A 25507-nucleotide genomic window follows, 5' to 3' on the forward strand; every position below is an offset into this window, starting at 1 on the left:
AGGATCGCGCTGCTGTCAACCCTGGCCTCACAAAAAACTGTTCCGCTTCAAGCGGTTAGCCTTGGAGAAAGGCATTGTGACAGCGCTGTGACGCAGGCCCGGCAAGGGCTGAGCTCTATTGGAGGCTTGGTTGCGATTGATGAAGTAAATTTGTGTGGGCACTTTCGGCTCTCAACGAAGGATCTTTCAAACTACTGGTGCTATATACAGGTGTCGGTGCGATACTGGTGGCCCGATTCGTCGCATACTCTGCTTCTTTATTTATGACGCAACGTAAGATCATTCATGTCGACTGTGACTGTTTCTATGCCGCTATCGAAATGCGCGATGACCCGCGGCTGGCCGGCAAGCCCTTGGCGGTGGGAGGCTCGGCGGATCGGCGGGGCGTGATTGCCACCTGTAACTACGAAGCGCGGGCCTATGGGGTGCGCTCGGCCATGTCCTCCGGCCACGCCTTGAAGCTTTGCCCGGACCTCACCATCGTCAAGCCACGAATGGATGCCTATCGGGAAGCGTCGAAGGAAATTCATACGATTTTCAGCGATTACACTGACCTGATCGAGCCGCTGTCGCTGGACGAGGCCTACCTGGACGTCTCCGCCAGCGCCCATTTCGGTGGCAGCGCCACGCGCATCGCCCAGGACATTCGCCGACGGGTTTCCAACCAGTTGCACATCACGGTGTCGGCAGGCGTCGCGCCGAACAAGTTCCTGGCCAAGATCGCCAGCGACTGGAAGAAGCCCAACGGGTTGTTCGTCATCACCCCCGACCAAGTCGAGGATTTTGTCTCGGCCCTGCCGGTCAGCAAGCTCCACGGTGTTGGAAAGGTCACCGCCGATAAGCTGAACCGGCTTGGCATCGTCGATTGCCTGCAGTTGCGCCAATGGGACAAGTTGGCGCTGGTGCGCGAATTCGGCAGTTTCGGTGAGCGGCTCTGGAGCCTGGCTCGTGGGATCGATGAGCGGCTGGTGCACAACGACAGCCGACGGCAGTCCATCAGTGTGGAAAATACTTACGATGTCGACCTGCCTGACCTGGTGAGTTGCCTCGACAAACTGCCGGAACTGATGGAAACCCTCAGCGGACGCATGGCGCGGATCGACAGCAGTTATCGACCGGGCAAGCCGTTCGTCAAAGTGAAATTCCACGACTTCACCCAGACCACACTGGAACAGGCCGGGGCAGGGCGGGACCTGGGCAGCTACCAGTTGCTGTTGACCCAGGCCTTCAACCGGGGCGGCAAGCCGGTGCGGTTGTTGGGGATCGGGGTGCGGTTGGAGGATTTGCGCGGTGGGTTTGAGCAGTTGGAGTTGTTTGAGCGGTGAGGCTGTCGGTTGGCTGAATGCCTTGCCTTGCCTTGCCTTGCTCTTGCCTTGCTCTTGTGGCGAGGGAGCTTGCTCCCGCTGGGCCGCGTAGCGGACCCAAAACTGCTACTCAACTTATCTGACATATCGAGGTGGCTTGGTTTCAGGGCTGCTGCGCAGCCCAGCGGGAGCAAGCTCCCTCGCCACAAGAGAGGTTGACCAATCCAAGCTGGACTCAGTTGGCGCCAGGATCCGCCACCAACCGTCCACCATCCTTGGTCAGTGCTTTCAAAAACTCGGTCTGCAACTCCGGATCATTGCGGGTCAGTTCGATCAGGCTCTGTTCCAGTTCGCTGGCCTCTTCTTCAAGCCCCAGCTCCGACAGGCGCTTGACTCGATGCACCCATTGGCTCACCTCGTCATCTTCCAGATCGTCATAGATCAACGCGTGAGCTTCCAGCAGCTTGCTGCGCAGGGTGCTGCTGATGCTCAGAGATGAGTCGGTGTGCACTTCGTCCTGGGCATCCGTCACGCTGATCTGCAATTTGCCGAATTGGCTCAGGTCCTGCTCGGCGAACGGGCTTTCCAGCAGGTTCAGGCGCAGCACGCCGTTACGGTCGGTGCTCAGCTCGAAGGCTTGCCGGGCGGCCTTGACCTCCACCGGGCGTTCGCTCCAAGGCAGGCTCGAGTGTTCCGTACGCTTGTCGCGCTGGACTTCGTCGATGCCCGCCAGGTTCTGCTGGGCGCGGCCATGGGAGGGGACGTTCATGAACGGGTTGAGCCCGGCGAAGCCATAGCTGATCCAGTCACGGGTCGCCGAGTCCGGCAGGTTGCCAAGGGCGAACACATTGACCACGTTCGCACCGACGCCGGCCACCACGGCCACCGCGCCCAGGGGAATCTCGTAGATCTCCCGCCAGGGTTGGTACGGCGTGTAGCGATCGTAATGACGAGTGACCTCGAACTCGGTGACTTCGAAGGTCTTCTGCTCATTGATGCGCACCCGACGCTGCGGCAGGTCGAGCACCTTGGGTTCGCCCACGTCGATTTGCAGGCTGTGGTCGAGCAATTTGCGCTCGACCCGCTCTTCGTGCTCGCTGCGTTGCGACATTTGGTTGGCACAGCCGCTGACCAGCAGGGCGCCGCACAGGGCGGCGCCACCGAGGCCTAAGGTGTTTCGCTTGAACATGACGTCTCTATCTGGTGTCAGCGGCGGATACGGGCCTGGAGGAACGACAGCACGTCGGCGACCGGCAGCGCTTGCGGCTCGGCTTCGGTGCGGCTCTTGTATTCCAGGTTGCCTTCGGCCAGGCCACGGTCACTGACGACGATCCGATGCGGGATGCCGATCAGTTCCATGTCCGCGAACTTGATGCCGGGGCTGGTTTTCTTGTCGCGGTCGTCCAGCAGCACTTCAAAGCCGGCGGCCGTCAGTTCGGCGTAGAGCTTGTCGGTGGCTTCGCGCACCAGGTCGGTTTCATAGCGCAGCGGCACCAGGGCAATCTGGAAAGGCGCCAGCGTGTCGCTCCAGATGATGCCTTTCTCGTCGTTGTTCTGCTCGATGGCGGCAGCTACCACGCGAGAAACACCGATGCCGTAGCAGCCCATTTCCAGGGTGACCGGCTTGCCGTTCTCGCCCAGTACTTCGCACTTCATCGCCTTGCTGTACTTGTTGCCCAGCTGGAAGATGTGCCCGACTTCGATACCGCGCTTGATTTCCAGGGTGCCCTTGCCGTCCGGGCTCGGGTCGCCGGCCACGACGTTGCGCAGGTCCGCGACGGTTGGAACCGGCAGGTCGCGTTCCCAGTTCACGCCGAAGTAGTGTTTGTCGTCGATGTTGGCGCCGATGGCGAAGTCGCTCATCAACTCCACCGAGCGGTCGATGATGATCGGCAGCGGCAGGTTCAGCGGGCCGAGGGAACCGGCGCCGGCGCCAATGGCGTCGCGCAGATCGGCTTCGGTGGCCATGACCAGCGGGCTGGCGACGCCTGGCTGGTTGGCGGCCTTGATTTCGTTCAGCTCGTGGTCGCCACGGACGATCAGGGCAATCAGCTTGCCTTCCTCTTCGGCCCGCACGATCAGGGTCTTGATGGTGCGTTCGATTGGCAGGTTGTAGCCTTCCACCAGTTGGGCAATGGTCTTGGCGTTTGGCGTGTCCACCAGGCGCAACTCTTCGGTCGGCGCGGCGCGGGAGGTTTCCCGTGGCACGGCTTCGGCTTTCTCGATGTTGGCGGCGTAGTCGGAGCCATTGCTGAAGACGATGTCGTCTTCGCCGGACTCGGCCAGTACGTGGAACTCGTGGGAGCCGGCACCGCCGATGGAGCCGTTGTCGGCTTCAACCGGACGGAATTTCAGGCCCAGGCGGGTGAACACGTTGCAATATGCCTGGTGCATGCGGTCGTAGGTGACTTGCAGCGAGGCGAGGTCGGTGTGGAACGAGTAGGCGTCCTTCATGATGAATTCGCGACCGCGCATCAGGCCGAAGCGTGGACGGATTTCGTCACGGAATTTGGTCTGGATCTGATACAGGTTGATCGGCAGCTGCTTGTAGCTGCTCAACTCGTTGCGCATCAGGTCGGTGATCACTTCTTCGTGAGTCGGGCCTGCACAGAAGTCGCGACCGTGACGGTCTTTGATGCGCAGCAGCTCAGGGCCGTATTCTTCCCAGCGCCCCGATTCCTGCCACAGCTCGGCCGGTTGGGTGCTCGGCATCAACACTTCCAGGGAGCCGGCAGCGTCCATCTCTTCGCGAACGATGGCTTCAACCTTGCGCATGACCCGCAGGCCCATTGGCAGCCAGGTGTAGAGGCCCGAGGCGAGTTTGCGGATCATGCCGGCACGCAGCATCAACTGATGGCTGATCACGACGGCGTCGGAAGGCGTTTCTTTCTGTGTGGCGAGCAAATATTGACTGGTGCGCATGGTTGGCCGTTGTCGGTTGCTGATGACGAGAAGTGACGGGGCATTGTACGGGCGAGATGCCCTGGCGTACAGGCGCGTGGCCGGTCACCCGATGCGAACGCCGGTTTCCCCGGCGTTTTCTGACGTTTCCTACGACTCTTCCGCCGGTCGGGTGGGCGTCGGTTCGGCGGTGGGCGTCGAGCCCTGGCGACGGTTCTCCTGGAACCAGTGCAAGGCGATCAGCAGCAGGGTCGGAACGCCCAGCAACGCGGTGATCAGGAAGAAATTGTGATAGCCGAACTTCTCCACCATCACCCCTGAATAACCACCGATCAGGCGCGGCAGCAACAGCATGATCGAGCTGAGCAGGGCGTATTGGGTGGCGGAGAATTTCAGGTTGGTCAGGCTCGACAGGTAGGCGACGAACGCCGAAGTGGCCAGGCCGGAGCTGAAGTTGTCCAGGGAGATGGTGACAATCAACATCTTCAGGTTGGCGCCCATGTCGGTGAGCATCAGGAAGAGGATGTTGGTGCCCGCCGAGGCGACACCGCCGATGAACAGGATGGGCAGGATGCCGAAACGTACGATCAGCAGGCCGCCCATGCCGGCACCGACGAGGGTCATGATCAACCCGAAGATCTTGCTGACGCTGGCGATCTGGTCCTTGGTGAACCCTTGATCGATGTAGAACACGTTGGCCATGACACCCATGACGGTGTCAGACATGCGATAGGTTGCGATCAGTCCGAGCAGCAGCAGCGCCTGCCAGCGGTAACGCAGGATGAAATCGTTTACCGGCGTCAGCACCGGCGCTAATCCGCGGCGGCCCACGGCCGACAGGCACAGGGCGGTCAGGATGATATAGAGGATGGCCCGCAGGAACGCGCGGTCTTCGAGCAGCAGGTCAAGCAGGCTGACGCCCTCGAACAGCACGCTGGCGAAGTCGGTGTTGTAGAGCTGGGTGAACATCGCCGGGACAGACACCAGCAGCACGATCAGTACGAACACCGACGCCAGTTGATGGGCGAACGAGTAGCGTCCGGCCTGCAGTTGGGTGCGCAGAGGCACCGGCGGTTCGCGCATGAACAGCGAGGTAAGCAACGCCGGGACCATCAATACGCCGAACAGCAGGTAAGTGCCGGCCCAGGCCGAGTGTTTGTAGCTGAAGCCAGTGGAGCCAAACCCTTCGGCGAAAAACAGCGCGCCAGCAGTGGCCAGCAGTGCCGCGATGCGGTAGCCGGACATGTAGCTGGCGGCGAGGGCGGCCTGGCGGGTGTCGTCGGCGATCTCCAGGCGATAGGCGTCGACGGCGATGTCCTGCGTTGCAGAGGCGAAGGCCACGATGACGGCGATGGCGATCAACCATGACAGGTGTTTCTGTGGGTCGCAGAACCCCATGCCGATCAGGCCGAGGATTACCAGGCCTTGGGAGAGCACCAGCCATGAACGCCGACGCCCGAGTTTACCCAGCAGCGGCAGGCGCCATTGGTCGAGCAGCGGCGACCAGACCCATTTAAAGGCATACGCCAGGCCGATCAGGCTCGCGTAGCCGATGGTTTCGCGGGCCACACCGGCTTCGCGCAACCAGACCGAAAGTGTGGAAAACACTAGCATGTACGGCAAGCCGGCGGCGAAGCCAAGCAGCAACAGCACGAGCGTCGAGGGACTGGCATAGGCGGCGAGGGCGGCGCGCCAGGTTTTACGGGGCATGGGCTGGAGTCTGCCTCAAAAATTGCGAAAACAAAGCGCGCACTCTAACCGCTGTGCTCTACCGGGCGCCAGCCATGGCGCTGAATATCAACACGATTGTTCAGGACACTGATGCCTTCCATGCGCAGGCGTGCGCGCTGTTCATCCCCTGAGGCGCTGCCCGCCGGTAGGCTGATCCGACCGCCGGCACCCAATACCCGATGCCAGGGCAGCTTCGTGTCGTTCGGCAACTGGCTGAGCGTCCGCCCGACCCAGCGCGCCGCGCGGCCCAGGCCGGCCATTTCAGCCAGTTGGCCATAGGTGACGACCTTGCCCGCCGGCACTTGTGCCAGCGTCAGGTAAAGGGTCGTGCGGCGGATCTGGGCAGCGTTCTCGGTGTCCGTTGGGGTGTCAGTCACGTAAAGGTTCCTGAATGAGGTGTCCGTCTGTAGATTAATTCCTACGAGGCGGGTTGAGAAATGAACTCATCCGCCCTACATGGGTCAGTCCTTGCTGAGGTGTCATCCTGGGGGATAATGCCGCCTTTTCACTGAAAACTTGAGCCCATTATCGCTTATGTTGTCTAGAACCCTGTTGTGCCTAGCTGTTACCAGCGCCTCCATGCCCTTGCTTGCCGATACCGTCTGGTTGAAGAACGGTGACAAGCTGACCGGTAAAATCACCGTTTTCGATGGCGGCAAGTTGCTGATCCAGACTGATTACGCTGGCGCGATTCCCATCGACTGGAAACAGGTCAAAACCCTCGAAAGCGACCAGCAATTGCTGGTCAAGCAGGATGCCTACACCGGCGAGAAAGCCAAGGCGCTGCAGGCCGCCGAGGATGGCAAGGTCACCTTGGCCAACGGTGATGCGCCCAAGACCGTTGATCTGGCCAGTATCCAGCAGATCCTCAAGCCCAAGCCGGTGGTCGAGGACCTGGTGTGGAAAGGCAACATCGATGCCGCGCTGGATTACCAGCGGGCGGAAAACGATACCGACGATTACGACATCGACTTCAAGACCTCGGCTCGCCACGGCAGATGGCGGCACACCGCCGAGGGTGAATACAACCGTGAGTTCCAGGACGATGTGGTTTCCGCCGATAACTGGCGCCTGGAATATTCCCTCGACCGGTTCCTGACGGACAAATGGTTCTGGCAAGGCCGCCTGAACTACAAGCGTGACAAAGTCGAAGACCTGGCGCGCCAGCGCGTGGTGGGTACCGGTCCGGGTTATCAGTTCTGGGATGACGAGCTGGGCGCATTCTCGCTGGGTTCGCTGTTGAACCGCACCGACTATGAATACCGCGACGGCGGTAAGGACAACTTCTATTCCGTCGCCATGAAGTGGGACTACAACCGCTACCTGATTGGCAAGCGCGTCGAGTTCTTCACCAATGGCGAAGTGGGCAAGCCGCTGTCCGGCGTGGCGGAGTACGCCTATGACGCTGAGATGGGGCTACGCTACAAGGTCACTGATTGGGCGTCGCTCAACCTCAAGGCCGAGAAGGATGTCATCGAGGGTACCGAAGACAGCGACTTGAGCAAGACGCGGTACACGGCCGGGTTTGGCGTGACCTGGTAATTCGGGCCAACCCACACACACCTGTGGGAGCGAGCTTGCTCGCGATAGCGGTCTGTCAGCCAACGTTGATGTTGCTGATCCACCGCTATCGCGAGCAAGCTCGCTCCCACAGTTTTTTTGTGCCCTGGGAAAAACACCCAGGCACAAAAAAGCCCCGCTTTTGAGGGCGGGGCCTTTTACTAAAGCAAGGACAAGTTAGATAACTTGAACTTCTTCAGCTTGCATGCCTTTCTGACCGCGGGTAGCGATGAAAGAAACCTGTTGGCCTTCTTTCAGGCTTTTGAAGCCGTCGGATTGGATAGCTTTGAAGTGAACGAACAGATCGTCACCGGATTGTGGGGTGATGAAGCCGAAGCCTTTTTCATCGTTGAACCACTTAACGGTACCGGTTTGGCGATTAGACATGGTGTAACTCCTTGAACAAAGATAACTGCGACTCAGGAAGAACCCTGGCCGAGACTGAGTGCAAAGAGCAGGAAAAATTCTTGTAGATGGTTGGATCGAAATTCAACATATCGTGTAGAGATTCTCAGTGACACAAGCAGCACAGTGGCGCCACCTTAACCCTTTTTCCAGAATGTGCCAATGGTCTTTGCGAAGGTTTCTCTTATTTGGTGACTGACGGCGCGGGCGATGGCCGGCAGGACCCGGAAATCAAGGCGGATCGGCGAGATTTGCGTGCCGCGCTTTGAACTCGGACCCGTGCCCCAGTAAGATGCCGGACGTATTTTTTCCACCTCGCTATTTCAGGAAACCGCCATGAGCATCAAATCGGACAAGTGGATTCGCCGCATGGCGCAAGAGCACGGCATGATCGAGCCCTTCGTCGAACGCCAGATGCGTGGCGAAGGCGCCGACCGGCTGATCTCCTTCGGTGTCTCCAGCTACGGCTACGACGTGCGCTGCGCCGACGAATTCAAGGTGTTCACCAATATCAACTCGGCCACCGTCGACCCGAAGAACTTCGACGAAAAGAGCTTCGTCGACGTTAAAAGCGACGTTTGCATCATCCCGCCGAACTCCTTCGCCCTGGCCCGTACCGTCGAGTACTTCCGCATCCCGCGCAATGTGCTGACCATCTGCCTGGGCAAGAGCACCTACGCCCGTTGCGGCATCATCGTCAACGTCACGCCGCTGGAACCCGAGTGGGAAGGTCACGTGACCCTGGAGTTCTCCAACACCACGACCTTGCCGGCGAAAATCTACGCCAACGAAGGTGTGGCGCAGATGCTGTTCCTGGAATCCGATGAAGAGTGCGAAGTGTCCTACAAGGATCGTGGCGGCAAATACCAGGGCCAGCGCGGTGTGACCCTGCCGCGTACCTGAATCTGACGAGCTGTTGGAATTCCTGGGCGGGCAGACACTCTATTGCGTGTACTGCCCGTTTTTGTGTGTCAGCGCAGCGGGCCTTCGCTCAGGAGTTGCTCTATGAAGATCGATCCGCGAATCAGTGCCGAACTGGCAAGGCTTGAGCCCAATCAGATCGGCGTCATGGCCTGGTCATTGCTGGCCCATCCTGTCGAAGCGGCGGGCGGCATCCCTGGCCAGCCTGATCCCGACACCCCCAACGAACAACCTACCGAACCCGGCGAGCCTACGCTGCCGGATGAGCCGCCTCCTGCGCCTGTGGCATGACATCAGCTGCAAGTTGCGAGCTGCAAGCTGCAAGTTGAGACACCTAGCCTTGGCTTGAAGCTTGAAGCTTTCAACTGACAGGCCATATTTCGTTATCGCCGATGACAAAAATCCTGCAATCGCTGCCCTGCTCGACCCGGTAACCGCCCGTGAACGCACCGAAGGCCGGCAGCAGGCTGATCTCGCTGCCCAGCCGAAAGCAGGCCAGGCGAAGGCGTTGCCGGCCCTTGCCGCTCAGGTGGTAGACCGGGTGCACGTGACCGGCCAGCACATGGCGGCTGGGATGTGGGGCAGGCTCGTGTTGCACGGCGAAAGGGCCCAGAAGCAACGGCTCCGGTACGACGCGAATGTTCAGCGCTGGCGGTGGGTCACCGGCGCGTTTGTCGTGGTTGCCACGAATCAGTGTCATGGCCAGGTGCGGATGTCGCACACGCCAATCGGAAAGTGCCTTCAAGGTGCCGGGCGCATGAGAGCCGGGGCCGTGGAGAAAATCCCCGAGAAAAATCAACTGTCGGCATGGCAGGCTGGCCAGCAATGCATCCAGTACGGCGATGTTGCTGGCGGTGGTGCCGTGAGGCACCGGTTGCCCGAGGCTGCGATAGGCGGCGGCCTTGCCGAAATGAACATCGGCCACCATCAGGGTTTCCTGGGCAGGCCAGTACACGGCTTTTTCCGGGAGCAACCAGAGTTCTTCGCCGGCCAGGCTGACGGGATAAGGCGCTGGCATCAGGCGTCACCGCGATCGGCAGTCTTTTCCAGTTCGCTGACCATCCGCCGGATGCGGTCGGCGAGCTTTTCCGAACTCATGCTTTCCCGGAATCGCTCCACCAGCAGCGGAAACCCGAGCGGGGTGGGGCGCTTGATCACGTGCAGGTCCAGCTTCAAGGTATTGAGGCCTTGCAAGGTCTGCTCCAGTCGACGGATATCCAATTCTTCGCGCAAGACTTCCTCCCCGGCCTGGGCCAGCAAGAGATTGTCGGCGTCGTATTGCTTGAACACCTGGAAGAACAATCCGCTGGACGCCTGGACTTGCCGGGTGCTTTTCGGCGCGCCGGGATAGCCGGCAAAGACCAGTCCGGCGATCCGGGCGATTTCGCGAAAGCGCCTCAGGGCCAGTTCCCCGGCGTTCAGGCTCGCAAGTACGTCGGTCAGCAGATGATCGACGCTCAGCAGGCCCGGGGTCAGGTATTGCGACCAATCCACTGCCGTGGCGCTGAGCAGTTCCAGGCCGTAATCGTTGACCGCAATGGAAAACGTCAGCGGCTGTTGCTGGCTGACACGCCAGGCCAGCAGGCTGGCCAGGCCCAGATGAACCTGGCGACCGGCAAACGGGTAGAGGAACAGGTGCCAGCCCTCCCGGGACTTGAGGGCTTCGGCCAGCAATGTGCTCTGCGTGGGCAAACCGGACCAGCGTTGTTGAGTCAAGAGCAGGGGCTGCACGGCGTGCATCTCCGGGCCCTCGAAGCGGCCCGCGGCGGCTTCGCTCAACCGGGCCACGACAGCGGCCGCCAGTTCGCTGGAAAGTGGCATGCGCCCGCCGTTCCAGCGTGGCACAGCGGCCTTCTTGGCCTGGCTGCGTCGCACATAGGCGGTCATGTCTTCGACCCGGACCAATTCCAGCAGTCGCCCGGCGAACAGGAAACCGTCACCGGGGCGCAGGCGGGCGATGAAGCCTTCCTCTACGCTGCCCAGGGTCTTGCCGCCCCCGCCTTTGCTCCAGAACTTCAATTGCAGGCTGGCATCGCTGACGATGGTGCCGATGCTCATGCGGTGACGCCGGGCCAGGCGTGCGTCAGGCACTCGCCAGATCCCGTGTTCGTCCGGTTCGACGCGTCGATAATCGGGGTAGGCGGTCAATGACAGGCCGCCATGGCGCACAAACGCCAGGGCCCAGGCCCATTCGGCCGGGTTGAGGTCGCGGTAGGCCCAGGCACCTCGCACTTCCTCGAACAATTCGGCGGGAACGAAGCCACCACCCAGGGCCATGCTCACCAAGTGCTGCACCAGCACATCCAGCGGCTTGCGGGGCGATTCGCGCGGTTCGATGCGCCGTTGGGCCACGGCGTCCTGCGCGGCGGCGGCCTCGATCAATTCCAGGCTGTGGGTCGGCACCAGCGTCACCCGCGAGGTCCGGCCCGGTGCGTGGCCGGAGCGCCCGGCCCGTTGCATCAGCCGGGCTACGCCCTTGGCCGAGCCAATCTGCAGCACCCGTTCCACTGGCAGGAAGTCCACCCCCAGGTCCAGGCTGGACGTGCAGACCACCGCTTTGAGCTGGCCGTCCTTCAATGCCTGTTCCACCCAATCCCGAGTGTCACGCGACAGCGAGCTATGGTGCAGGGCGATCAACCCGGCCCAATCGGGCCGCGTCTCAAGCAGCGCCTGATACCAGATTTCCGACTGTGCCCGGGTGTTGGTGAAGACCAGGCAGCTGCTGCTGGCGTCGATTTCGGCCACGACCCGGGGCAGCATCTTCAGGCCGATGTGCCCGGCCCAGGGGAAACGTTCGAGGGTCGGGGGTAGCAGTGTGTCGACCCGCAGCGCCTTGCCATCGGCTCCCTGCACGCTGATTCCGTTGCCTTGCGGGATCAATACCTGTCCGGCGTGGGCCTGGTTGCCCAGGGTCGCGGACACGCCCCAGACGATGAGTTCGGGATGCCAGTGCCGCAAGCGCGCCAGGGCCAGTTGCAATTGCACGCCACGTTTGTTGCCGAGCAACTCGTGCCATTCATCCACCACGACCATGCGCAGGGGCGAGACGGCGGTATGCGCATCGGCCCGGGCGAGGATCAGGGTCAGGCTTTCGGGGGTGGTGATCAGCGCGGTGGGCAGGCGCCGGCCCTGGCGGGCGCGTTCGTTGGCGCTGGTATCGCCGGTGCGCAGGCCGACGCTCCAGGGCAGGTGCAGGTCTGCCAGGGGGGCTTCGAGGGCTTTGCCGGTGTCGGCCGCCAATGCGCGCATCGGCGTGATCCACAGGACGGTCAGCGGTTCGGCCGGCGGTTTGCGTTTGCGCGGTTTATCCAGCGGCGGTGCCGGTCGAGCGAAACGGTTGAGGGCGGCTAACCACACGGCATAGGTTTTGCCGGCACCGGTACTGGCATGTAGCAGCCCGGACTCCCCCCGCTTGACCGCGGCCCAGACCTGCTTCTGAAAGGCGAACGGCTTCCAGCCGCGGGCATCGAACCACTGTTTCGCAAAATTGTTGGATGTCGCCATGCCTGCCGCGTGCGCCCTGAAAGTCCTTCTTCAGTGACCACGGTGGGAGGTGAAAGGTTTTATGCCCAAGGGGATCGTCTGGCCGGAAGGCTCTTGTGGCGAGGGAGCTTGCTCCCGCTGGGCTGCGAAGCGGCCCTCTGGTTCTGGCTGACACACCGCAGGGGGCCGCTTCGCGCCCCAGCGGGAGCAAGCTCCCTCGCCACGGGGCTTGCCCAGGGAGTTTATTTCAGGTTGCCACTGAGAAACTGCTTGAGCCGTTCACTGGTGGGATTGCCCAGCACGTCTTCCGGCCTGCCTTCTTCTTCCACCAGGCCCTGGTGCAGGAACAGCACCTGGTTCGAGACCTTGCGGGCGAAGCTCATTTCGTGGGTCACCATGATCATGGTCCGGCCCTCTTCGGCCAGGCCCTGGATCACCTTCAGCACTTCACCCACCAGCTCCGGATCCAGGGCCGAGGTGGGTTCGTCGAACAGCATCACCTCCGGCTCCATTGCCAGGGCGCGGGCAATGGCCACGCGCTGTTGCTGGCCGCCGGAGAGGAATGCCGGGTACTGCTCGGCAACCCGCGCCGGCAGGCCGACCTTGTCGAGATAACGACGCGCACGGTCGTCGGCTTCCTGCTTGCTCACGCCCAACACCCGGCGCGGCGCCATGGTGATGTTTTCCAGCACGGTCATGTGGCTCCACAGGTTGAAGTGTTGGAACACCATGGCCAGGCGCGTGCGGATACGTTGCAGTTCGTCGGCGTCGGCCACGTGCATGCCGTGGCGGTCCTTGATCATCTGGATCGGCTGGCCGTCCAGGCTCATGGCGCCGTCGTTGGGTTGTTCCAGGAAGTTGATGCAGCGCAAAAAGGTACTTTTGCCTGAGCCGCTGGCGCCAATGAGGCTGATGACGTCGCCGGTCTTGGCCTTGAGCGAAACGCCCTTGAGCACTTCATGTTCGCCATAGCTTTTATGCAGGCCTTCGATGGTCAGTTTGTACATGGAGCATGCATCCTCAAGGCGAAAGTAGGTAGCCGCTGCGATAGGCTTCGGTGCCGGCGACATGGGCGATCACCATGCCGGCCGTGGCCATGCGGCGCAGCGAACGGGCGTACAGCAGCCCGGCGTTACGGCAATGAACGGGGGTGACGGTGTCGTTGACCGGATCGATGACTTCCGCGATCAACTGCCCCGCCTCCAGGTATTCGCCGGGCAGGGCGCTGTAGACCAGCAACCCACCCACGGGCGTTGCCACCGGCTCGACAGCGGCCAGCGGCGTGGCCGGGTAGGGCAGCTCGGGCATGGGCATCGGTTCGCCGTCGATGGCGCCGAAACGGATCAGGTATTCGATCAAGGCCTGGCAGTCCAGGCTCGCCAGCCCGTGGTTGACGTCACCCTGGCCACGCAACTCCACGGTGACCGAAAAACTGCCCAGGGGAATCTCGAAGCGTTCGCCGAAGCGTTCCTTGAGTTGCCACCAGAGCAGGGTGAAGCATTCATCGAACGACTGGCCGCCCGAATCGGTCGCCAGCAGGCAGGCTTCGGCGCCGATGTAGCGGGCCAGCGGTTCGACCTGTGGCCAGGCTTCGGGTGTGGTGTAGAGGTGGGCCACGGCTTCGAAGTCGCAATGCAGGTCCAGCACCATGTCGGCGTCGCAGGCCAGCCGTTGCAGGGCCAGGCGCAGGGATTGCAATTGCGTGCCTGGGGTCTGCCGGGCGAGGGCGTCGCGCAGGCTGGTGCGGATCAGCATCAGGTTGTGCTGCGGATCGTCGGTGAGCAGGTCCTGGATTTCGTTGCCGATCTCTTCGCTCAGGTCGACGAAGCGGCGGTTGAAGTTCTGCCCGCTCTCGGTTTCGTAGCGGCCCAGGGGCACGTCCATCAGCACTTGTTCGAGGCCGATGGGGTTGGCGACCGGCACTAGCACAATCTCGTGGCGCAGGTGGCCCGACGCCTCGAGTTCGGCCAGGCGCTGCTTGAGGTGCCAGGCGACCAGCATGCCTGGCAGTTCATCGGCGTGCAGGGACGACTGGATATAGATTTTGCCGACGGCTTTTTCCGGGCCGAAGTGGAAGCTGTGGATCTTGCGTGCGGTCCCCGGTACCGGGGCCAGCAGGTCATGGATCTGGTGGCGCATGTGCGTGTGTGTCCTGGAACAAAAGCCCTAGTGGGTCGGCCCGAGGAAGGCCAGCCAGCGGCGTTCGGCGAGGCGGAAGAGGCCCACCAGCGCAAAGGTTACGGTCAGGTAGATCAACGCGGCGATCCCGAACGACTGGAACGTCAGGAACGTCGCCGAGTTGGCATCCCGGGCGACTTTCAGCACGTCTGGAACGGTAGCGGTGAACGCCACGGTCGTCGAGTGCAGCATCAAGATGACTTCGTTGCTGTAGTACGGTAGCGAGCGGCGCAGCGCCGACGGCATGATCACGTAGGTGTACAGCCTCCAACCGGTCAGGCCGTAGGCCTTGGCCGCTTCCACTTCGCCATGGTTCATGCTGCGAATCGCCCCGGCGAAAATTTCCGTGGTGTAGGCGCAGGTGTTCAAGGCGAAGGCCAGGATCGTGCAGTTCATCGCATCGCGAAAGAAACTGTCGAGCAGCGGCTGGGCGCGCACCGCCGCGATGCTGTAGATGCCGGTATAGCAGATCAGCAGTTGGATATAGAGCGGTGTGCCACGGAACAGGTAGGTGTAGAACTGCACCGGCCAGCGGACGTAGAACTTGGGTGAAACCCGGGCGATGGACAGCGGGATCGACACCAGGAAACCGATCAGCAGCGAGGCGCTGAGCAGCCACAGGGTCATGGCCAGGCCCGTGACGTTGACACCATCGCTGTAAAGGAATGGCCGCCAGTATTCTTGCAGAAGTTCGATCATCGCACCGCCTCCCGGGCTCCAGCGGCGTAGCGGCGTTCAAGCCAGCGCAGGATGAAGTTGGACGCGCTGGTGATCAGCAGGTAGATCAGTGCCGCCAGTACCAGGAAGTAAAACAGCTGGTAGGTGCTCTTGCCTGCATCCTGGGCCGCCTTGACCAGGTCGGCCAGGCCGATGATCGACACCAGCGCGGTGGCCTTGAGCATCACCATCCAGTTGTTGCCGATACCCGGCAGGGCAAAGCGCATCATTTGTGGAAACACCACGAAGCGAAAGCGCTGGCCACGCTTGAGGCCATACGCGGTGGCGGCTTCGACCTGGCCTCGGGGGACCGCGAGGATCGCGCCGCGAAAGGTTTCGGTGAAGTACGCGCCATAGATGAAGCCCAGGGTGATCACCCCGGCGCCGAATGGGTCGATCTCGATGTATTCCCATTCCATGAAGTCGGTAAGCGAGGTCAGCCAGGTTTGCAGGCTGTAGAAGATCAGCAGCATCAGCACCAGGTCCGGCACGCCGCGGATCAGCGTGGTGTAGAGCTGGGCAGGAATTCGCAGCAGTTTGACGCTGGACAGCTTGGCACTGGCGCCCAGCAGGCCGAGCAAGACGCTCAACAACAAAGATAGGGCCGATAGCTTGATGGTCATCCAGGTGCCTTGCATCAGCAGCGGGCCAAAGCCCTGCAGGCTGAAGGCGGAGAGCCCCAGATTTTGTAGGAGTTGTTCGAACATGGAAGAAAGCCTTTGGCAGGAGAAAAGCGCCCATCCGAGACCGGATGGGCGCAGCGCATTATTTGCCGCTGTACAGATTCAGATCGCCAAAGTGTTTTTTCTGGATCTCGGCGTATTTGCCGTCGTCGTGTAACGCTTTGATACCTTTATCCAAAAGTGCCTTCAGCTCACTGTTACCTTTCTTGATACCAATCGCGGTCTTGGAGGGCAGCAATTCGCTGTCCACTGGCTTGCTGACTTCATAACCTTCGCCTTTTGGCGACTTCAGGAAGCCCAGCTCGGCCTGGAGCATGTCCTGGATCGCCGCGTCGAGGCGACCCGAGGTCAGGTCGGCGTAGACCTGGTCCTGGTTCTGGTAGGCCTGGGTCTTGACGCCGGCCTTGTCCAGCACGGCCTTGGCGTAGGCTTCCTGGATGGTGCCTTGCTCGTAGCCGACGGTCTTGCCTTTGAGCGAGGCAACGTCTTCGCTCAGGCCCGAGCCTTTCTTGAAGACATAGGCCGTTGGGCCGGAGAACAGCTCGCTGGAGAAGTCGATGGCTTTTTCGCGGGCCGGGGTAACGGTCATGGAGGAGATCACGCCGTCGAATTTATTGGCCTTGAGGCCCGGGATCATGCCGTCGAAATCACTTTCGACCCATTTGCATTTGACCTTCAGCTCTGCGCAGATCGCGTTGCCCAGATCGATGTCGAAACCGACCAGGCTGCCGTCGGCGGCTTTGGACTCAAACGGGGCGTAGGAAGGGTCGACACCAAAACGCAGTTCCTTGTATTCCTTGGCCGTGGCGACGCCAGCAGCCATGCACAACGCCAGTGCAGAAAGGGTCAGCAGTGCTTTTTTCATTATTCAATCCCTAAAACCAATATGAGCGCTTGTGGCGCGTAAGTATTGTTACCGGTGAAGGCGAGAACGGTATGACGGCATAAAGGTAGCAATTTCCGAACCAGAGTGCCGAACAAGTGTTTTAAAAGCTTCGGCGACGGGTGACGGAATGCGATGGTGCGCGGGGATGAGCGTACATCAAAAAGTGCACCGGGATGGAGCGCTCTTCGGTGGCGAGGGAGCTTGCTCCCGCTGGGGCGCGAAGCGGCCCCCTGCGGTGTGTCAGTCAGAACCAGGGGGCCGCTTCGCAGCCCAGCGGGAGCAAGCTCCCTCGCCACATGTGTTTGTGCAAACTTGACGACCCCGGACATGCAGAGGGGGCTATTTCAGCAGGTCCTGAAGCGTTGCCAAGGTATCTGCCTCTTCGACGGTTTTGTCCTGGCGCCAACGCAACATCCGTGGAAAGCGCACCGCGATCCCACTCTTGTGGCGATTGGACAGGGCGATGCCTTCGAAACCCAGTTCGAACACCAGGGTGGGCGTGACGCTGCTCACCGGGCCGAACTTTTCCACGGTGGTCTTGCGCACGATGTTGTCGACCTGGCGCATTTCCGCATCGGTCAGCCCTGAATAAGCCTTGGCAAATGGCACCAGTGTGCGCTCGCGACTGTCCGGCGGGTTATCCCATACGGCGAAGGTGTAGTCGCTGTACAGGCTGGCGCGCCGGCCATGGCCGCGCTGGGCATAGATCAGCACCGCGTCGACGCTGAAGGGGTCGATCTTCCATTTCCACCACACGCCCATGTCCTTGGTGCGGCCGACGCCGTACAGCGCGTTGCGGGCCTTGAGCATCATGCCTTCGACACCGAGGCGGCGAGAGCCTTCGCGTTGCCGGGCGAGGTCGAACCAGTCTTGGCCGGTGACCGTTGGCGACGGCAACAATACCGGACTGCGAACACGGGCGATCAGCGCCTCCAGCTGTTCGCGGCGCTCGGCCTGGGGACGGCTGCGCCAGTCCTCGCCTTGCCATTCCAGCAGGTCGTAGGCCATCACCACCACCGGGGCATCGTCGAGGATTTTCTTGCCAAGGGTCTTGCGACCGATGCGCTGTTGCAGCAGAGCGAAGGGTTGCACCGCAGGCTGCAACGGTGCGTCCGGGTCGAAGGCGTCTTCGGTAACCGACTGGGGGGCTTTCCAGACCACAATTTCACCGTCGATCACCGTGCCGTCGGGCAGCGCCTGGGCCAGTGAATGCAGTTCCGGAAATCGCTCAGTGACCAAGTCCTCGCCTCGCGACCAGACCCACAAATGGCCGTCGCGCTTGATCACCTGGGCGCGGATCCCATCCCATTTCCATTCCACCTGCCAGTCGCTGGCCGGCCCCAGCAACGTGTCGAATTGCTCCACGGGTGCAGACAGCGCATGGGCCAGGAAAAACGGATAAGGCTGGCCGCCGCGCTGGGCATGTTCATCGTCGGATTCGGCCGCGATCAGCTTGAGGTAACTGGCCGCCGTCGGCCGATGGGACAGGTCGGTGTAGCCCACCAGGCGCTGGGCCACCCGTTTGCTGTCCAGCCCGGCCATGCCCGCCAGGGCCCGGGTCACCAGCAGTTTGGACACGCCGACGCGGAAACTGCCGGTGATGAGCTTGATGCAGAGCATCAGGCTGGGCCGGTCGAGTTGCGCCCACAACGCCGGTAAGCGTTGCGCCAATACCTCGGGCGACTCACCGCGCAAGGGCAGCAGTTTCTCCTCGATCCACAGCGCCAGGCCTTCGTCGGAGCTGTGGGGCGATTCGGGTAATACCAGCGAAATGGTTTCGGCCAGGTCGCCCACGGCCTGATAACTTTCTTCGAACAGCCAGAGCGACAACCCGGATATCTGGACCGCCAACTCCCGCAGGATTTTTACCGGCACCAGTTGCCGTGGGCGCCCGCCGGAAAGGAAATACACGGCCCACGCCGCGTCCTGGGGTGGGGCTTTGCTGAAATAGTCCTGCATGGCGGCGAGCTTGGCATTGCTGGAGGTGGTGGCGTCCAGTTCGGCGTACAACTCGGCGAAGGCTTTCATGGCGCCTCCTCCCCGCTGTTGGTGGCCATGGCGAGGTCTTCTTCATCGTCACCGTATTCGGTGCTGAACGCCTGGGCGTCGAGGCCTTGCTCGCAGAGATGGCGCACCAGCACGCTTACCGAACCGTGCGTGACCATCACCCGTTCGGCGCCGGTCTGTTCGATGGCCCAGAGCAGGCCGGGCCAGTCGGCGTGGTCGGACAGCACAAAACCCCGGTCCACGCCACGCCGCCGACGCGTACCGCGCAGGCGCATCCAGCCGCTGGCGAAGGCGTCGCTGTAGTCGCCAAAGCGGCGCATCCAGCTGCTGCCTCCGGCAGAGGGCGGGGCGATGACCAGCGCCTGGCCCATGATCGGGTCGTTCTTCTTGACATCGCCGGCGTAGATCGTTGGCGGGAGATGGACCCCGGCCTCGCGGTAGACCCGATTCAGCGGTTCCACCGCGCCATGGGCCAGGATCGGGCCGAGGCTTTCGTCGATGCCGTGGAGAATTCGCTGAGCCTTGCCGAAGGAATAGCAGAACAACACGCTGGCCCGGCCGGCGGCGATGTTCCCGTGCCACCACTGGTTGATCTCGTCGAAAATCTGCGCCTGGGGCTGCCAGCGGTAGATCGGCAGGCCGAAGGTGGATTCCGTGATGAAGGTATGGCATTTCACCGGCTCGAATGGGGTGCAGGTGCCGTCAGGCTCGACTTTGTAATCCCCCGACGCCACCCAGACCTCGCCTTGATATTCCAGCCGCACCTGGGCCGAGCCCAGCACATGGCCGGCGGGGTGAAAGCTCAAGGTCACGCCATGGTGCGACAGGCGTTCGCCGTAAGGCAGCGTTTGCAGGTTGATGTCCTGGCCCAGGCGTGATCGCAGGATGCCTTCGCCGGGTGCCGCTGCCAGGTAGTGTTGGTTGCCACTGCGGGCATGGTCGCCGTGGGCGTGGGTGATGACCGAGCGTTCCACCGCCCGCCACGGGTCGATGTAGAAATCCCCGGGCGGGCAGTACAAGCCTTCGGGGCGGGCAATGACAAGATCCATGCGGTCACCGGAGCGATGGGCTTGTCAGGTAGAGGCGCAGGCGAGGGGGGAAGTTCTATCGGGTTTAGTGGGGGATGGACTGGACCCGTGGCGAGGGAGCTTGCTCCCGCTCGGCTGCGCAGCAGTCGTAAACCGGCTGATGCGGTCTGCCTGTAGACATGCAGGGGACTGCTTCGCAGCCCAGCGGGAGCAAGCTCCCTCGCCACAAATACTATCTCCAGTCCCGGGCTGCAGTTACTTGCCAGGCACCAGGGTCAACCGCGTCTTGCCATACGCCCGATCGAAGTTCTGTGACTGCAGCGGCAGGCTCTGGTACTGCCCCTTGATCCACGGATCGATGCCATTGGCATAGTTCGGGCTGACCGGGTTGCCAGACTGGCCGGCGCCGTCCTGGATCATCAACGGTTCAGGCTGGCCGAAGTCAACGATAAAGCGCATGGCCGGCGCCAGGGTGGTGGTGAAATCCTGGCCCCAGGCGAACGCCGCCGAGTTGAGCGTGCTGGCGTCGCCACCAGCCGGTAGCGGGCCGCGTACGATCTGGCCGTTGCTGTTTTTCCACGCGTAGCGATGCAACTGGCCCCACTGCCAAGCCTTGTGGTCACCGCCCAACTGGCTGTCACCGGCGTTGATGGTGGCGACCAGGCTGCGTGCGAGGATGACGGCCTTGTCTTCTTTCTGAGGGGTGCGTACATCGTCCCAGAACGGGCTGTCTTCACGTCCCAGCAGATGATCGGCCTGGGCCGAGTAGGACAATTGGCCGTTGGCGACCAGCGCCTTCCACGCCGGGCTGCTGTCCGGGCCCAGTTCGTCGAGGAAAATCTGCTTCATGCTTTCCTGCAGGAACAGCTCATAGATCGCCGCGTCGGCGGAGGTCGGGTTGAGCCGGCCATCGAATGCCATCAAGCGAGTGTAGGCCTCGCGGGCCTTGGCCCGGTCAGCCACCGGCAGGGCTTCGATCGCCTGTTTGAGCGGATGGGTCATGCCCGGTGCTTCGAAGACTTGCTTGAGCTTGGCGGCGAACGTTGTGCCCTGGTCGTATTGCATGGCGGTCAGGCTGCGGGTGTCGTGCTTGCCCGCGCCGGCCAGTTCGGCCATGCGTTCGCCACGCTCCGGTGCGGCCCACGAGTTGGACAGTTGCATGCCGTAGCCATGGGGGATGACCCGTTGGTTGGCCGTGCCAAGCCAGCCCTGGGGCGGGTCCTGATCGTAGGGGTGCAGCATCGGGTCGGCGTAACCGTCCCAATCGTAGCGACCGTCCCAGCCCGGCGACGGCAACAGACCCTCGCCTTCACGGCGGTTCGGGTAGCGACCGGTGACCTGCCAGCCGACATGGCTGGCGTCGGCAAAGACCAGGTTCACCGCCATGGCGCGGATTTCCCGGCTGGCGTCGGAGGCTTTCTCGACGTTCTGCGCCCGGGACAGGTCGAAGAAGGCATCCAGGGTCTTGTCGTCGCTCAAGCTCGGCGTCTGCAAGGCCAGGCCAAAGCCGTTGGCCATGGCCGGGCCCTGGGCGCTGTTGAGCAACGGGCCGTGGCGGGTTTCGAACACCGCTTCACGAATCGGCCGCTGGCCTTTGATGAAGTAGGTTTCGTTGCGCACGATCGCCGGTTGCCATTTGCCGTTGACCTCGTAGGACAGGCCATTGCCCTGACGGCGGATTTTTTCCAGGAACAGGTCCTGGTTGTCCCCCAGCACGCTGGTCATGCTCCAGGCCACTTTGCCGTTGAACCCGGCCAGGATCATCGGGATGCCCGCCACGGAAACCCCGGCCGCCTGGTACTTGGGCGCACGGATCTGTACCGGGCTCCACAGCCCCGGCATGCCCAGCGGCCCGTGGCTGTCGCTGGCCAGCAGACTCTTGCCGCTGCGGCTGCGTTGTGGCGCGATGGCCCAGTTGCTTGAAGACGCAGCACCCAACAGGTTCAACCCGGCCAATTGCTGGGTGGCCTTGCTGATTTCGCTCAGGCCCGGGATCTGGCCATTGAGTCGCAAGCCCTGGAGCTTGTCGGCCTCGGCCACGGGCAGTTGCTCGTCCGGATAGGACGGGCTCAGCCAGGCGAGCTTGTCGTTGGTGACGGTCTGGACCAGTACCAGGCTGGCGATTTCTTCCGGGAGGTTGGCTGACTGGCTGAAATTCAGCAGGCAGAACATCAGCGCCGAGTCTTCCGGTTTCCAGTACTCGGGTTTGTAACCGGTGGCGGCCAGGTCCGACGGCAACTTGTCGCGGTAGCGGAACAGGTAGGCGTTGACGCCGCGGGCATAGACTTCGAAGAAACGCTTGAGCCTTGGCGAAGACGCCTTGTACAGCTCGTCGGCGTTTTTCTTCAGGTTGACGGCGCGCATGTAGCGGTCGACGTCCAGCCGTTCGGCGCCGGACATTTCTGCCAATCGTCCTTGGGCCAGCAGGCGCAGGGTGACCATTTGGGTGATGCGATCGCTGGCGTGGACGTAGCCGAGGGTGAACAGGGCGTCATGGAAGCTGTTGCTTTCGATCAGCGGCATGCCGGTGGCATTGCGCCGGACCGAGACGTTCTGCGCCAGCCCCTTGAGCGGTTGCACACCGGAAGTCGGCGGGACAGTGTCCTGGGCGTTCCAGGTCTGGCATCCGCTCAAACCGAGCACACTGGCCATTGCGGCGGCAACGCCGAGCCGGGGGATAAGGGAAATAGAGGCTGGCGAGGCCATGGCAAAGCTCCTGCGGGAGGGGGTGGCACCAATAAAGGCGCTACGTTAGTGAGCAGGAGGGGGCCGCGCAAGCGGGGGCGAGGGTTATTTGTTGGTTTGGCGATAAAACTCCGGGGCCGGGTCATCGCTTTGCTCAAAGGCTTGCCTGTAGGAAAAGGTGATGATCAAGTGTGGAACATTCAAAGACCAAGCAAGAGAAACCGGCATGGAGCTACAGAACGACGCGGCGCTGATTCTCATCGATCAACAAAAAGGCATCCTTCACCCCAGGCTCGGCCCTCGCAACAACCCCGAGGCAGAGCTGCGCATGCTGGAGCTACTGGCTTTATGGCGACGGACGGCGCGTCCGGTGATTCACGTCCACCACCTGTCCCGCTCGCCGGACTCGGTGTTCTGGCCGGGGCAGTCGGGGGTGGAAGTCCAGCCACGGTTCGAGCCGCAGGCAGGGGAACGGTTGGTGCAAAAGCAGGTGCCGGATGCGTTCAGTGGCACCCACCTGGAGCAAGACCTGCGCAGCGCCGGAATCAGGCAATTGGTGATCGTCGGTGTGGCAACGCACAACTCGGTGGAGTCCACGGCGCGTACGGCCGGCAACCTGGGATTCGACACGTGGGTGGTCGAAGATGCCTGCTTTACCTTCGACAAGAGCGATTACTTCGGCAACGCCCGTACGGCTGCCGAGGTGCATGCCATGTCCCTGGGCAATTTGCATGGTGAGTATGCGACGGTGGTCGGTGTGAAGCGGATTCTGCAGGCGGGCTGATAGATCGGTGTTGACAGTGCCGGCCTCATCGTTGGATCGCCGCCCGGAGCAAGCTCGCTCCCACAGGGGGTTGAAAGCGGCACGGTCCCGTGGCGAGGGAGCTTGCTCCCGCTGGGGCGCGCAGCGGCCCCAAAAAAGCGATGAGCGCTTCGCACTCAAGCGGGAGCAAGCTCCCTCGCCACAAAAAGCTTCCAAGCCATCACACCTTGGATTGGTTAATGGCAAACTCTGTGGGAGCGAGCTTGCTCGCGATGACGCTCTAACAGGCGAAAAAGTTTTTCGCCCGGACCCTCAAGCCCCGTGGCACTTCTTGAATTTCTTGCCATTGCCGCACGGGCAAGGGTCGTTGCGGCCGACATCCTTCAGGGCGTTGCGCACCGGTTCCTGGTGGGCGTGGCCGCAGTTCGGACCGTGGACATGGCCGTGGTCATGATCGTGATGATGGTCGTGATCGTGGTTGCAATCAGGGCCATGGACGTGGGGTTGTTGGGTCATCGGGGTTACTCCGCAATAAAATCGGCGGCGATTATCACGCCATTACGTTCCAGGTGCACGTAGTGAGCGATGAATAATCCGGTTTCCAGCTCACCTTCCAGACGATAGGGGATCTGTTCCCGGGGTTTCTCCAGCAGCTTCACCACTTCCCGCACCTGTGGCCACAGGTTGGTGCGCACCGGCACCTTGAAGTAGGCGCTGTGCTTGGGACGCACGGTGAACCAGTGCTCATGCTCGCCTTCGGTCAGCAACAGGTCGCCCAGGTGGATGCGGTAGGTCAGGCTGCGAACGGTGAGGTCGCTGTCGCCGGGGTTGTCGACGCGAAAGTGCAGCGTGAACCTCTGTTCCACCAGCCGGGCCCGCACCACCTCGACTTTGACCAGATGTACCTGTGGTTCCGGAGCTTCTTCACCTCGCCAGGATGCACAGCCGCCGAATCCAACGAACAGCAGCAGGCAGGTGATGCGCAGCAAGAATGATGGAGGGGTCATGTCCGTGCCTCTGGTTTATCCCCAGTCTAGCCCTATGGGCCGATGGACGAGCGTCGGACGTTTCCTAAATTCAGCGATTGAAGTAGCCGGCGCAGCACTTCTTGAATTTGTGCCCGCTGCCACACGGACAGCTGTCGTTGCGTCCTGTCTTGACCGGCACGGTCGGATCGATGAAATACCAGCGCCCGTCGTTCTGCACGAACGAGGATTGCTCACGGTGGCTATGCTCGCCCTGGCCGTCGTGCCAGCGTGCCGTGAACGTGACAAAGGCGTGTTCCGGTTGACCACCTAGCACTTCGCTGCTTTCCACTTCCAGCCCCAACCAGGTGCTGTTGGCGCTCCACTCGCTGATCGACTGGCGATCGAGGCCTGGCTGCTGGGCGGGCAGGGTGGTGGCGACCAGATAATCCACCAGGCCCAATACATAGGCGCTATAGCGCGAGCGCATCAAGGCTTCGGCGCAGGGCGCCGGGTGACCGTCGTGGTAATGGCCGCAGCAGGCGTCCAGTGGATTGCCACTGCCGCAGGGGCAGATGGGCGTGTGTGGGCTTGTGTTCACGGTTACCACCAATATTTTCCAAAATTTTCCGGGTTGGCCCAAAAGCGCGAGTTGAGCCAATCGGGGACTTGTTTGTATTCAAGCAGATCGTAGGTAAACAGGGTCAGCACCTGATCTTCGCGCTGGAATCGCTCGCTGGCTTGCAGGGCCAGTGAAAAAAAGTCCGTCTCTTGCCAGCCGCAGGCGTTGAGATCTGCCAGCACGGCAATGCGACTGGCATTGAGATTGCGGATGCCACCCAACAGGTTCAGACCTTCGCGCTTGGGCAAATGCTCCAGGCAATCGAGCGCCAGGGCCAGGTCAAAACGCCGCGCCGCCACGTCCGCCGGCAGCGCGCCGGGGCCGGCGTGGACCACTTCGGTGCCGGGATGGGCCTGCTGGAATGCTTCAAGCGCGGGAAAGCCGCTGGCACCGATCAATAGCAGTTTTTGCGGGGCATAGCGGTCAAGCACGGCCGCCAGGGCTTGTTGGGGCGTACGCGCAGAAATGGCAACAGTCATCGAAGCTCCTCAGTCAGAACCACCACGATAGCCTGCCCGGACATCGTGGCCTAGAGCGGTTTGTCCCTGAACGTGCGGAATCTTCGTAAACACGGGGCGAAAACCCGCGATTGCTCAGGCTGGCGCAGATTCGAAGACGGGTCTTTACTCCCCTGAATCGGCGACAAGCCGATCCCTCAAGGAGAAACC

At 61.9% G+C, this 25507-nt stretch carries 25 protein-coding genes; 6 read left to right on the top strand and 19 right to left on the bottom strand.

Going from position 1 to position 25507, the window contains the following annotated elements; genetic code table 11:
* The coding region (locus V7773_RS28105) for a hypothetical protein (protein ID WP_336076282.1) at window positions 1-267 on the top strand (267 nt) is incomplete at its 5' end.
* Window positions 264-1325, top strand: a complete 1062-nt coding sequence (dinB, locus tag V7773_RS28110; protein ID WP_063322700.1) for a DNA polymerase IV — start codon at window positions 264-266, stop codon at window positions 1323-1325. The genes V7773_RS28105 and dinB, both read left to right, overlap by 4 nt.
* Before the next feature lie 214 nt (window positions 1326-1539).
* Here the strand turns inward: dinB and V7773_RS28115 are convergent, their stop codons facing one another.
* From V7773_RS28115 to V7773_RS28130, 4 genes are all read right to left on the bottom strand, one after another.
* Window positions 1540-2493 (bottom strand): hypothetical protein, encoded by a 954-nt coding sequence (locus tag V7773_RS28115; RefSeq protein ID WP_336076283.1) that lies wholly within the window; start codon window positions 2491-2493, stop codon window positions 1540-1542.
* A gap of 17 nt (window positions 2494-2510) precedes the next feature.
* Window positions 2511-4226: a proline--tRNA ligase gene (locus V7773_RS28120; protein ID WP_336076284.1), complete on the bottom strand. Its 1716-nt coding sequence runs from the start codon at window positions 4224-4226 to the stop codon at window positions 2511-2513.
* 129 nt (window positions 4227-4355) lie between these two features.
* Window positions 4356-5915 carry an AmpG family muropeptide MFS transporter gene (locus V7773_RS28125; protein WP_092144160.1) on the bottom strand — a complete coding sequence of 520 codons (1560 nt, stop codon included), beginning with the start codon at window positions 5913-5915 and terminating at the stop codon, window positions 4356-4358.
* A gap of 44 nt (window positions 5916-5959) precedes the next feature.
* Window positions 5960-6313: an MGMT family protein gene (locus tag V7773_RS28130; protein ID WP_063322696.1), complete on the bottom strand. Its 354-nt coding sequence runs from the start codon at window positions 6311-6313 to the stop codon at window positions 5960-5962.
* A gap of 157 nt (window positions 6314-6470) precedes the next feature.
* Here V7773_RS28130 and V7773_RS28135 point away from each other — a divergent pair, with 157 nt between their 5' ends.
* On the top strand, window positions 6471-7478 hold the full coding sequence (locus V7773_RS28135) for a DUF481 domain-containing protein (RefSeq protein WP_336076285.1): 1008 nt from the start codon (window positions 6471-6473) through the stop codon (window positions 7476-7478).
* 195 nt (window positions 7479-7673) lie between these two features.
* Here the strand turns inward: V7773_RS28135 and V7773_RS28140 are convergent, their stop codons facing one another.
* A complete protein-coding gene (locus tag V7773_RS28140) occupies window positions 7674-7883 on the bottom strand; it encodes a cold-shock protein (protein ID WP_002554837.1) in 210 nt (69 codons plus the stop codon).
* A 354-nt stretch (window positions 7884-8237) separates the two neighbouring features.
* Between V7773_RS28140 and dcd the strand changes: the two genes are divergently transcribed.
* Window positions 8238-8804, top strand: a complete 567-nt coding sequence (dcd, locus tag V7773_RS28145; RefSeq protein WP_003184751.1) for a dCTP deaminase — start codon at window positions 8238-8240, stop codon at window positions 8802-8804.
* 102 nt (window positions 8805-8906) lie between these two features.
* On the top strand, window positions 8907-9113 hold the full coding sequence (locus V7773_RS28150) for a hypothetical protein (protein ID WP_003184748.1): 207 nt from the start codon (window positions 8907-8909) through the stop codon (window positions 9111-9113).
* A gap of 70 nt (window positions 9114-9183) precedes the next feature.
* Here V7773_RS28150 and pdeM read toward each other — a convergent pair whose 3' ends face one another.
* From pdeM to V7773_RS28200, 10 genes are all read right to left on the bottom strand, one after another.
* Complete coding sequence (pdeM, locus tag V7773_RS28155; protein ID WP_063322694.1) at window positions 9184-9840, bottom strand: ligase-associated DNA damage response endonuclease PdeM; 657 nt, start codon at window positions 9838-9840, stop codon at window positions 9184-9186.
* Window positions 9840-12326: a ligase-associated DNA damage response DEXH box helicase gene (locus V7773_RS28160; protein ID WP_336076286.1), complete on the bottom strand. Its 2487-nt coding sequence runs from the start codon at window positions 12324-12326 to the stop codon at window positions 9840-9842. Before V7773_RS28160 ends, pdeM begins: the two co-directional genes overlap by 1 nt.
* Window positions 12327-12547: 221 nt before the next feature.
* Window positions 12548-13312: an ABC transporter ATP-binding protein gene (locus V7773_RS28165; RefSeq protein ID WP_003198401.1), complete on the bottom strand. Its 765-nt coding sequence runs from the start codon at window positions 13310-13312 to the stop codon at window positions 12548-12550.
* Between the two features lie 13 nt (window positions 13313-13325).
* Window positions 13326-14444, bottom strand: a complete 1119-nt coding sequence (locus tag V7773_RS28170; protein ID WP_003198402.1) for a succinylglutamate desuccinylase/aspartoacylase family protein — start codon at window positions 14442-14444, stop codon at window positions 13326-13328.
* A gap of 27 nt (window positions 14445-14471) precedes the next feature.
* Window positions 14472-15182, bottom strand: a complete 711-nt coding sequence (locus V7773_RS28175; protein WP_063322691.1) for an ABC transporter permease — start codon at window positions 15180-15182, stop codon at window positions 14472-14474.
* Window positions 15179-15907, bottom strand: coding sequence for an ABC transporter permease (locus tag V7773_RS28180; RefSeq protein ID WP_003198406.1), 729 nt, complete (start codon window positions 15905-15907; stop codon window positions 15179-15181). Before V7773_RS28180 ends, V7773_RS28175 begins: the two co-directional genes overlap by 4 nt.
* 58 nt (window positions 15908-15965) lie before the next feature.
* Window positions 15966-16748: a transporter substrate-binding domain-containing protein gene (locus V7773_RS28185; RefSeq protein ID WP_092144170.1), complete on the bottom strand. Its 783-nt coding sequence runs from the start codon at window positions 16746-16748 to the stop codon at window positions 15966-15968.
* Between the two features lie 360 nt (window positions 16749-17108).
* Window positions 17109-18797: an ATP-dependent DNA ligase gene (locus tag V7773_RS28190; protein WP_092144173.1), complete on the bottom strand. Its 1689-nt coding sequence runs from the start codon at window positions 18795-18797 to the stop codon at window positions 17109-17111.
* Window positions 18794-19825, bottom strand: coding sequence for a ligase-associated DNA damage response exonuclease (locus V7773_RS28195; RefSeq protein WP_092144175.1), 1032 nt, complete (start codon window positions 19823-19825; stop codon window positions 18794-18796). Before V7773_RS28195 ends, V7773_RS28190 begins: the two co-directional genes overlap by 4 nt.
* Window positions 19826-20059: 234 nt before the next feature.
* Entirely contained in the window at window positions 20060-22510 is a 2451-nt protein-coding gene (locus tag V7773_RS28200) for a penicillin acylase family protein (protein ID WP_336076287.1), read from the bottom strand.
* 205 nt (window positions 22511-22715) lie between these two features.
* On the opposite strand from V7773_RS28200, the gene V7773_RS28205 reads away from it, so the two are divergent.
* Window positions 22716-23273, top strand: coding sequence for a cysteine hydrolase family protein (locus V7773_RS28205; RefSeq protein WP_336076288.1), 558 nt, complete (start codon window positions 22716-22718; stop codon window positions 23271-23273).
* A 291-nt stretch (window positions 23274-23564) separates the two neighbouring features.
* On the opposite strand, the gene V7773_RS28210 is transcribed toward V7773_RS28205, so the two are convergent.
* The 4 genes from V7773_RS28210 to V7773_RS28225 form a co-directional block, all read right to left on the bottom strand.
* Window positions 23565-23768: an SEC-C metal-binding domain-containing protein gene (locus tag V7773_RS28210; RefSeq protein ID WP_003198420.1), complete on the bottom strand. Its 204-nt coding sequence runs from the start codon at window positions 23766-23768 to the stop codon at window positions 23565-23567.
* A 5-nt stretch (window positions 23769-23773) separates the two neighbouring features.
* Window positions 23774-24259 carry an LEA type 2 family protein gene (locus V7773_RS28215; protein WP_336076289.1) on the bottom strand — a complete coding sequence of 162 codons (486 nt, stop codon included), beginning with the start codon at window positions 24257-24259 and terminating at the stop codon, window positions 23774-23776.
* A 70-nt stretch (window positions 24260-24329) separates the two neighbouring features.
* Window positions 24330-24818, bottom strand: a complete 489-nt coding sequence (locus V7773_RS28220; RefSeq protein WP_063325155.1) for a YchJ family protein — start codon at window positions 24816-24818, stop codon at window positions 24330-24332.
* 2 nt (window positions 24819-24820) lie between these two features.
* Complete coding sequence (locus V7773_RS28225) at window positions 24821-25318, bottom strand: DUF6231 family protein (protein WP_063322684.1); 498 nt, start codon at window positions 25316-25318, stop codon at window positions 24821-24823.
* Window positions 25319-25507: the final 189 nt, after the last annotated feature.

The sequence above is a fragment of the Pseudomonas sp. 3JA genome (assembly GCF_036961705.1).
GTDB classification, from domain to species: Bacteria; Pseudomonadota; Gammaproteobacteria; order Pseudomonadales; family Pseudomonadaceae; genus Aquipseudomonas; species Aquipseudomonas fluorescens_Q.

Excerpts from the sequence above, each read along its gene's own strand:
- V7773_RS28120 (WP_336076284.1), bottom strand. The coding sequence starts at position 4,226 with ATGCGCACCAGTCAATATTTGCTCGCCACACAGAAAGAAACGCCTTCC.
- V7773_RS28210 (WP_003198420.1), bottom strand. The coding sequence starts at position 23,768 with ATGACCCAACAACCCCACGTCCATGGCCCTGATTGCAACCACGATCAC.
- dcd (WP_003184751.1), top strand. The coding sequence starts at position 8,238 with ATGAGCATCAAATCGGACAAGTGGATTCGCCGCATGGCGCAAGAGCAC.
- V7773_RS28180 (WP_003198406.1), bottom strand. The coding sequence starts at position 15,907 with ATGTTCGAACAACTCCTACAAAATCTGGGGCTCTCCGCCTTCAGCCTG.
- V7773_RS28115 (WP_336076283.1), bottom strand. The coding sequence starts at position 2,493 with ATGTTCAAGCGAAACACCTTAGGCCTCGGTGGCGCCGCCCTGTGCGGC.
- V7773_RS28165 (WP_003198401.1), bottom strand. The coding sequence starts at position 13,312 with ATGTACAAACTGACCATCGAAGGCCTGCATAAAAGCTATGGCGAACAT.
- V7773_RS28175 (WP_063322691.1), bottom strand. The coding sequence starts at position 15,182 with ATGATCGAACTTCTGCAAGAATACTGGCGGCCATTCCTTTACAGCGAT.
- V7773_RS28125 (WP_092144160.1), bottom strand. The coding sequence starts at position 5,915 with ATGCCCCGTAAAACCTGGCGCGCCGCCCTCGCCGCCTATGCCAGTCCC.
- V7773_RS28185 (WP_092144170.1), bottom strand. The coding sequence starts at position 16,748 with ATGAAAAAAGCACTGCTGACCCTTTCTGCACTGGCGTTGTGCATGGCT.
- V7773_RS28205 (WP_336076288.1), top strand. The coding sequence starts at position 22,716 with ATGGAGCTACAGAACGACGCGGCGCTGATTCTCATCGATCAACAAAAA.
- V7773_RS28225 (WP_063322684.1), bottom strand. The coding sequence starts at position 25,318 with ATGACTGTTGCCATTTCTGCGCGTACGCCCCAACAAGCCCTGGCGGCC.
- dinB (WP_063322700.1), top strand. The coding sequence starts at position 264 with ATGACGCAACGTAAGATCATTCATGTCGACTGTGACTGTTTCTATGCC.
- V7773_RS28150 (WP_003184748.1), top strand. The coding sequence starts at position 8,907 with ATGAAGATCGATCCGCGAATCAGTGCCGAACTGGCAAGGCTTGAGCCC.
- V7773_RS28170 (WP_003198402.1), bottom strand. The coding sequence starts at position 14,444 with ATGCGCCACCAGATCCATGACCTGCTGGCCCCGGTACCGGGGACCGCA.
- V7773_RS28195 (WP_092144175.1), bottom strand. The coding sequence starts at position 19,825 with ATGGATCTTGTCATTGCCCGCCCCGAAGGCTTGTACTGCCCGCCCGGG.
- pdeM (WP_063322694.1), bottom strand. The coding sequence starts at position 9,840 with ATGCCAGCGCCTTATCCCGTCAGCCTGGCCGGCGAAGAACTCTGGTTG.
- V7773_RS28160 (WP_336076286.1), bottom strand. The coding sequence starts at position 12,326 with ATGGCGACATCCAACAATTTTGCGAAACAGTGGTTCGATGCCCGCGGC.
- V7773_RS28190 (WP_092144173.1), bottom strand. The coding sequence starts at position 18,797 with ATGAAAGCCTTCGCCGAGTTGTACGCCGAACTGGACGCCACCACCTCC.
- V7773_RS28200 (WP_336076287.1), bottom strand. The coding sequence starts at position 22,510 with ATGGCCTCGCCAGCCTCTATTTCCCTTATCCCCCGGCTCGGCGTTGCC.
- V7773_RS28135 (WP_336076285.1), top strand. The coding sequence starts at position 6,471 with ATGTTGTCTAGAACCCTGTTGTGCCTAGCTGTTACCAGCGCCTCCATG.
- V7773_RS28140 (WP_002554837.1), bottom strand. The coding sequence starts at position 7,883 with ATGTCTAATCGCCAAACCGGTACCGTTAAGTGGTTCAACGATGAAAAA.
- V7773_RS28215 (WP_336076289.1), bottom strand. The coding sequence starts at position 24,259 with ATGACCCCTCCATCATTCTTGCTGCGCATCACCTGCCTGCTGCTGTTC.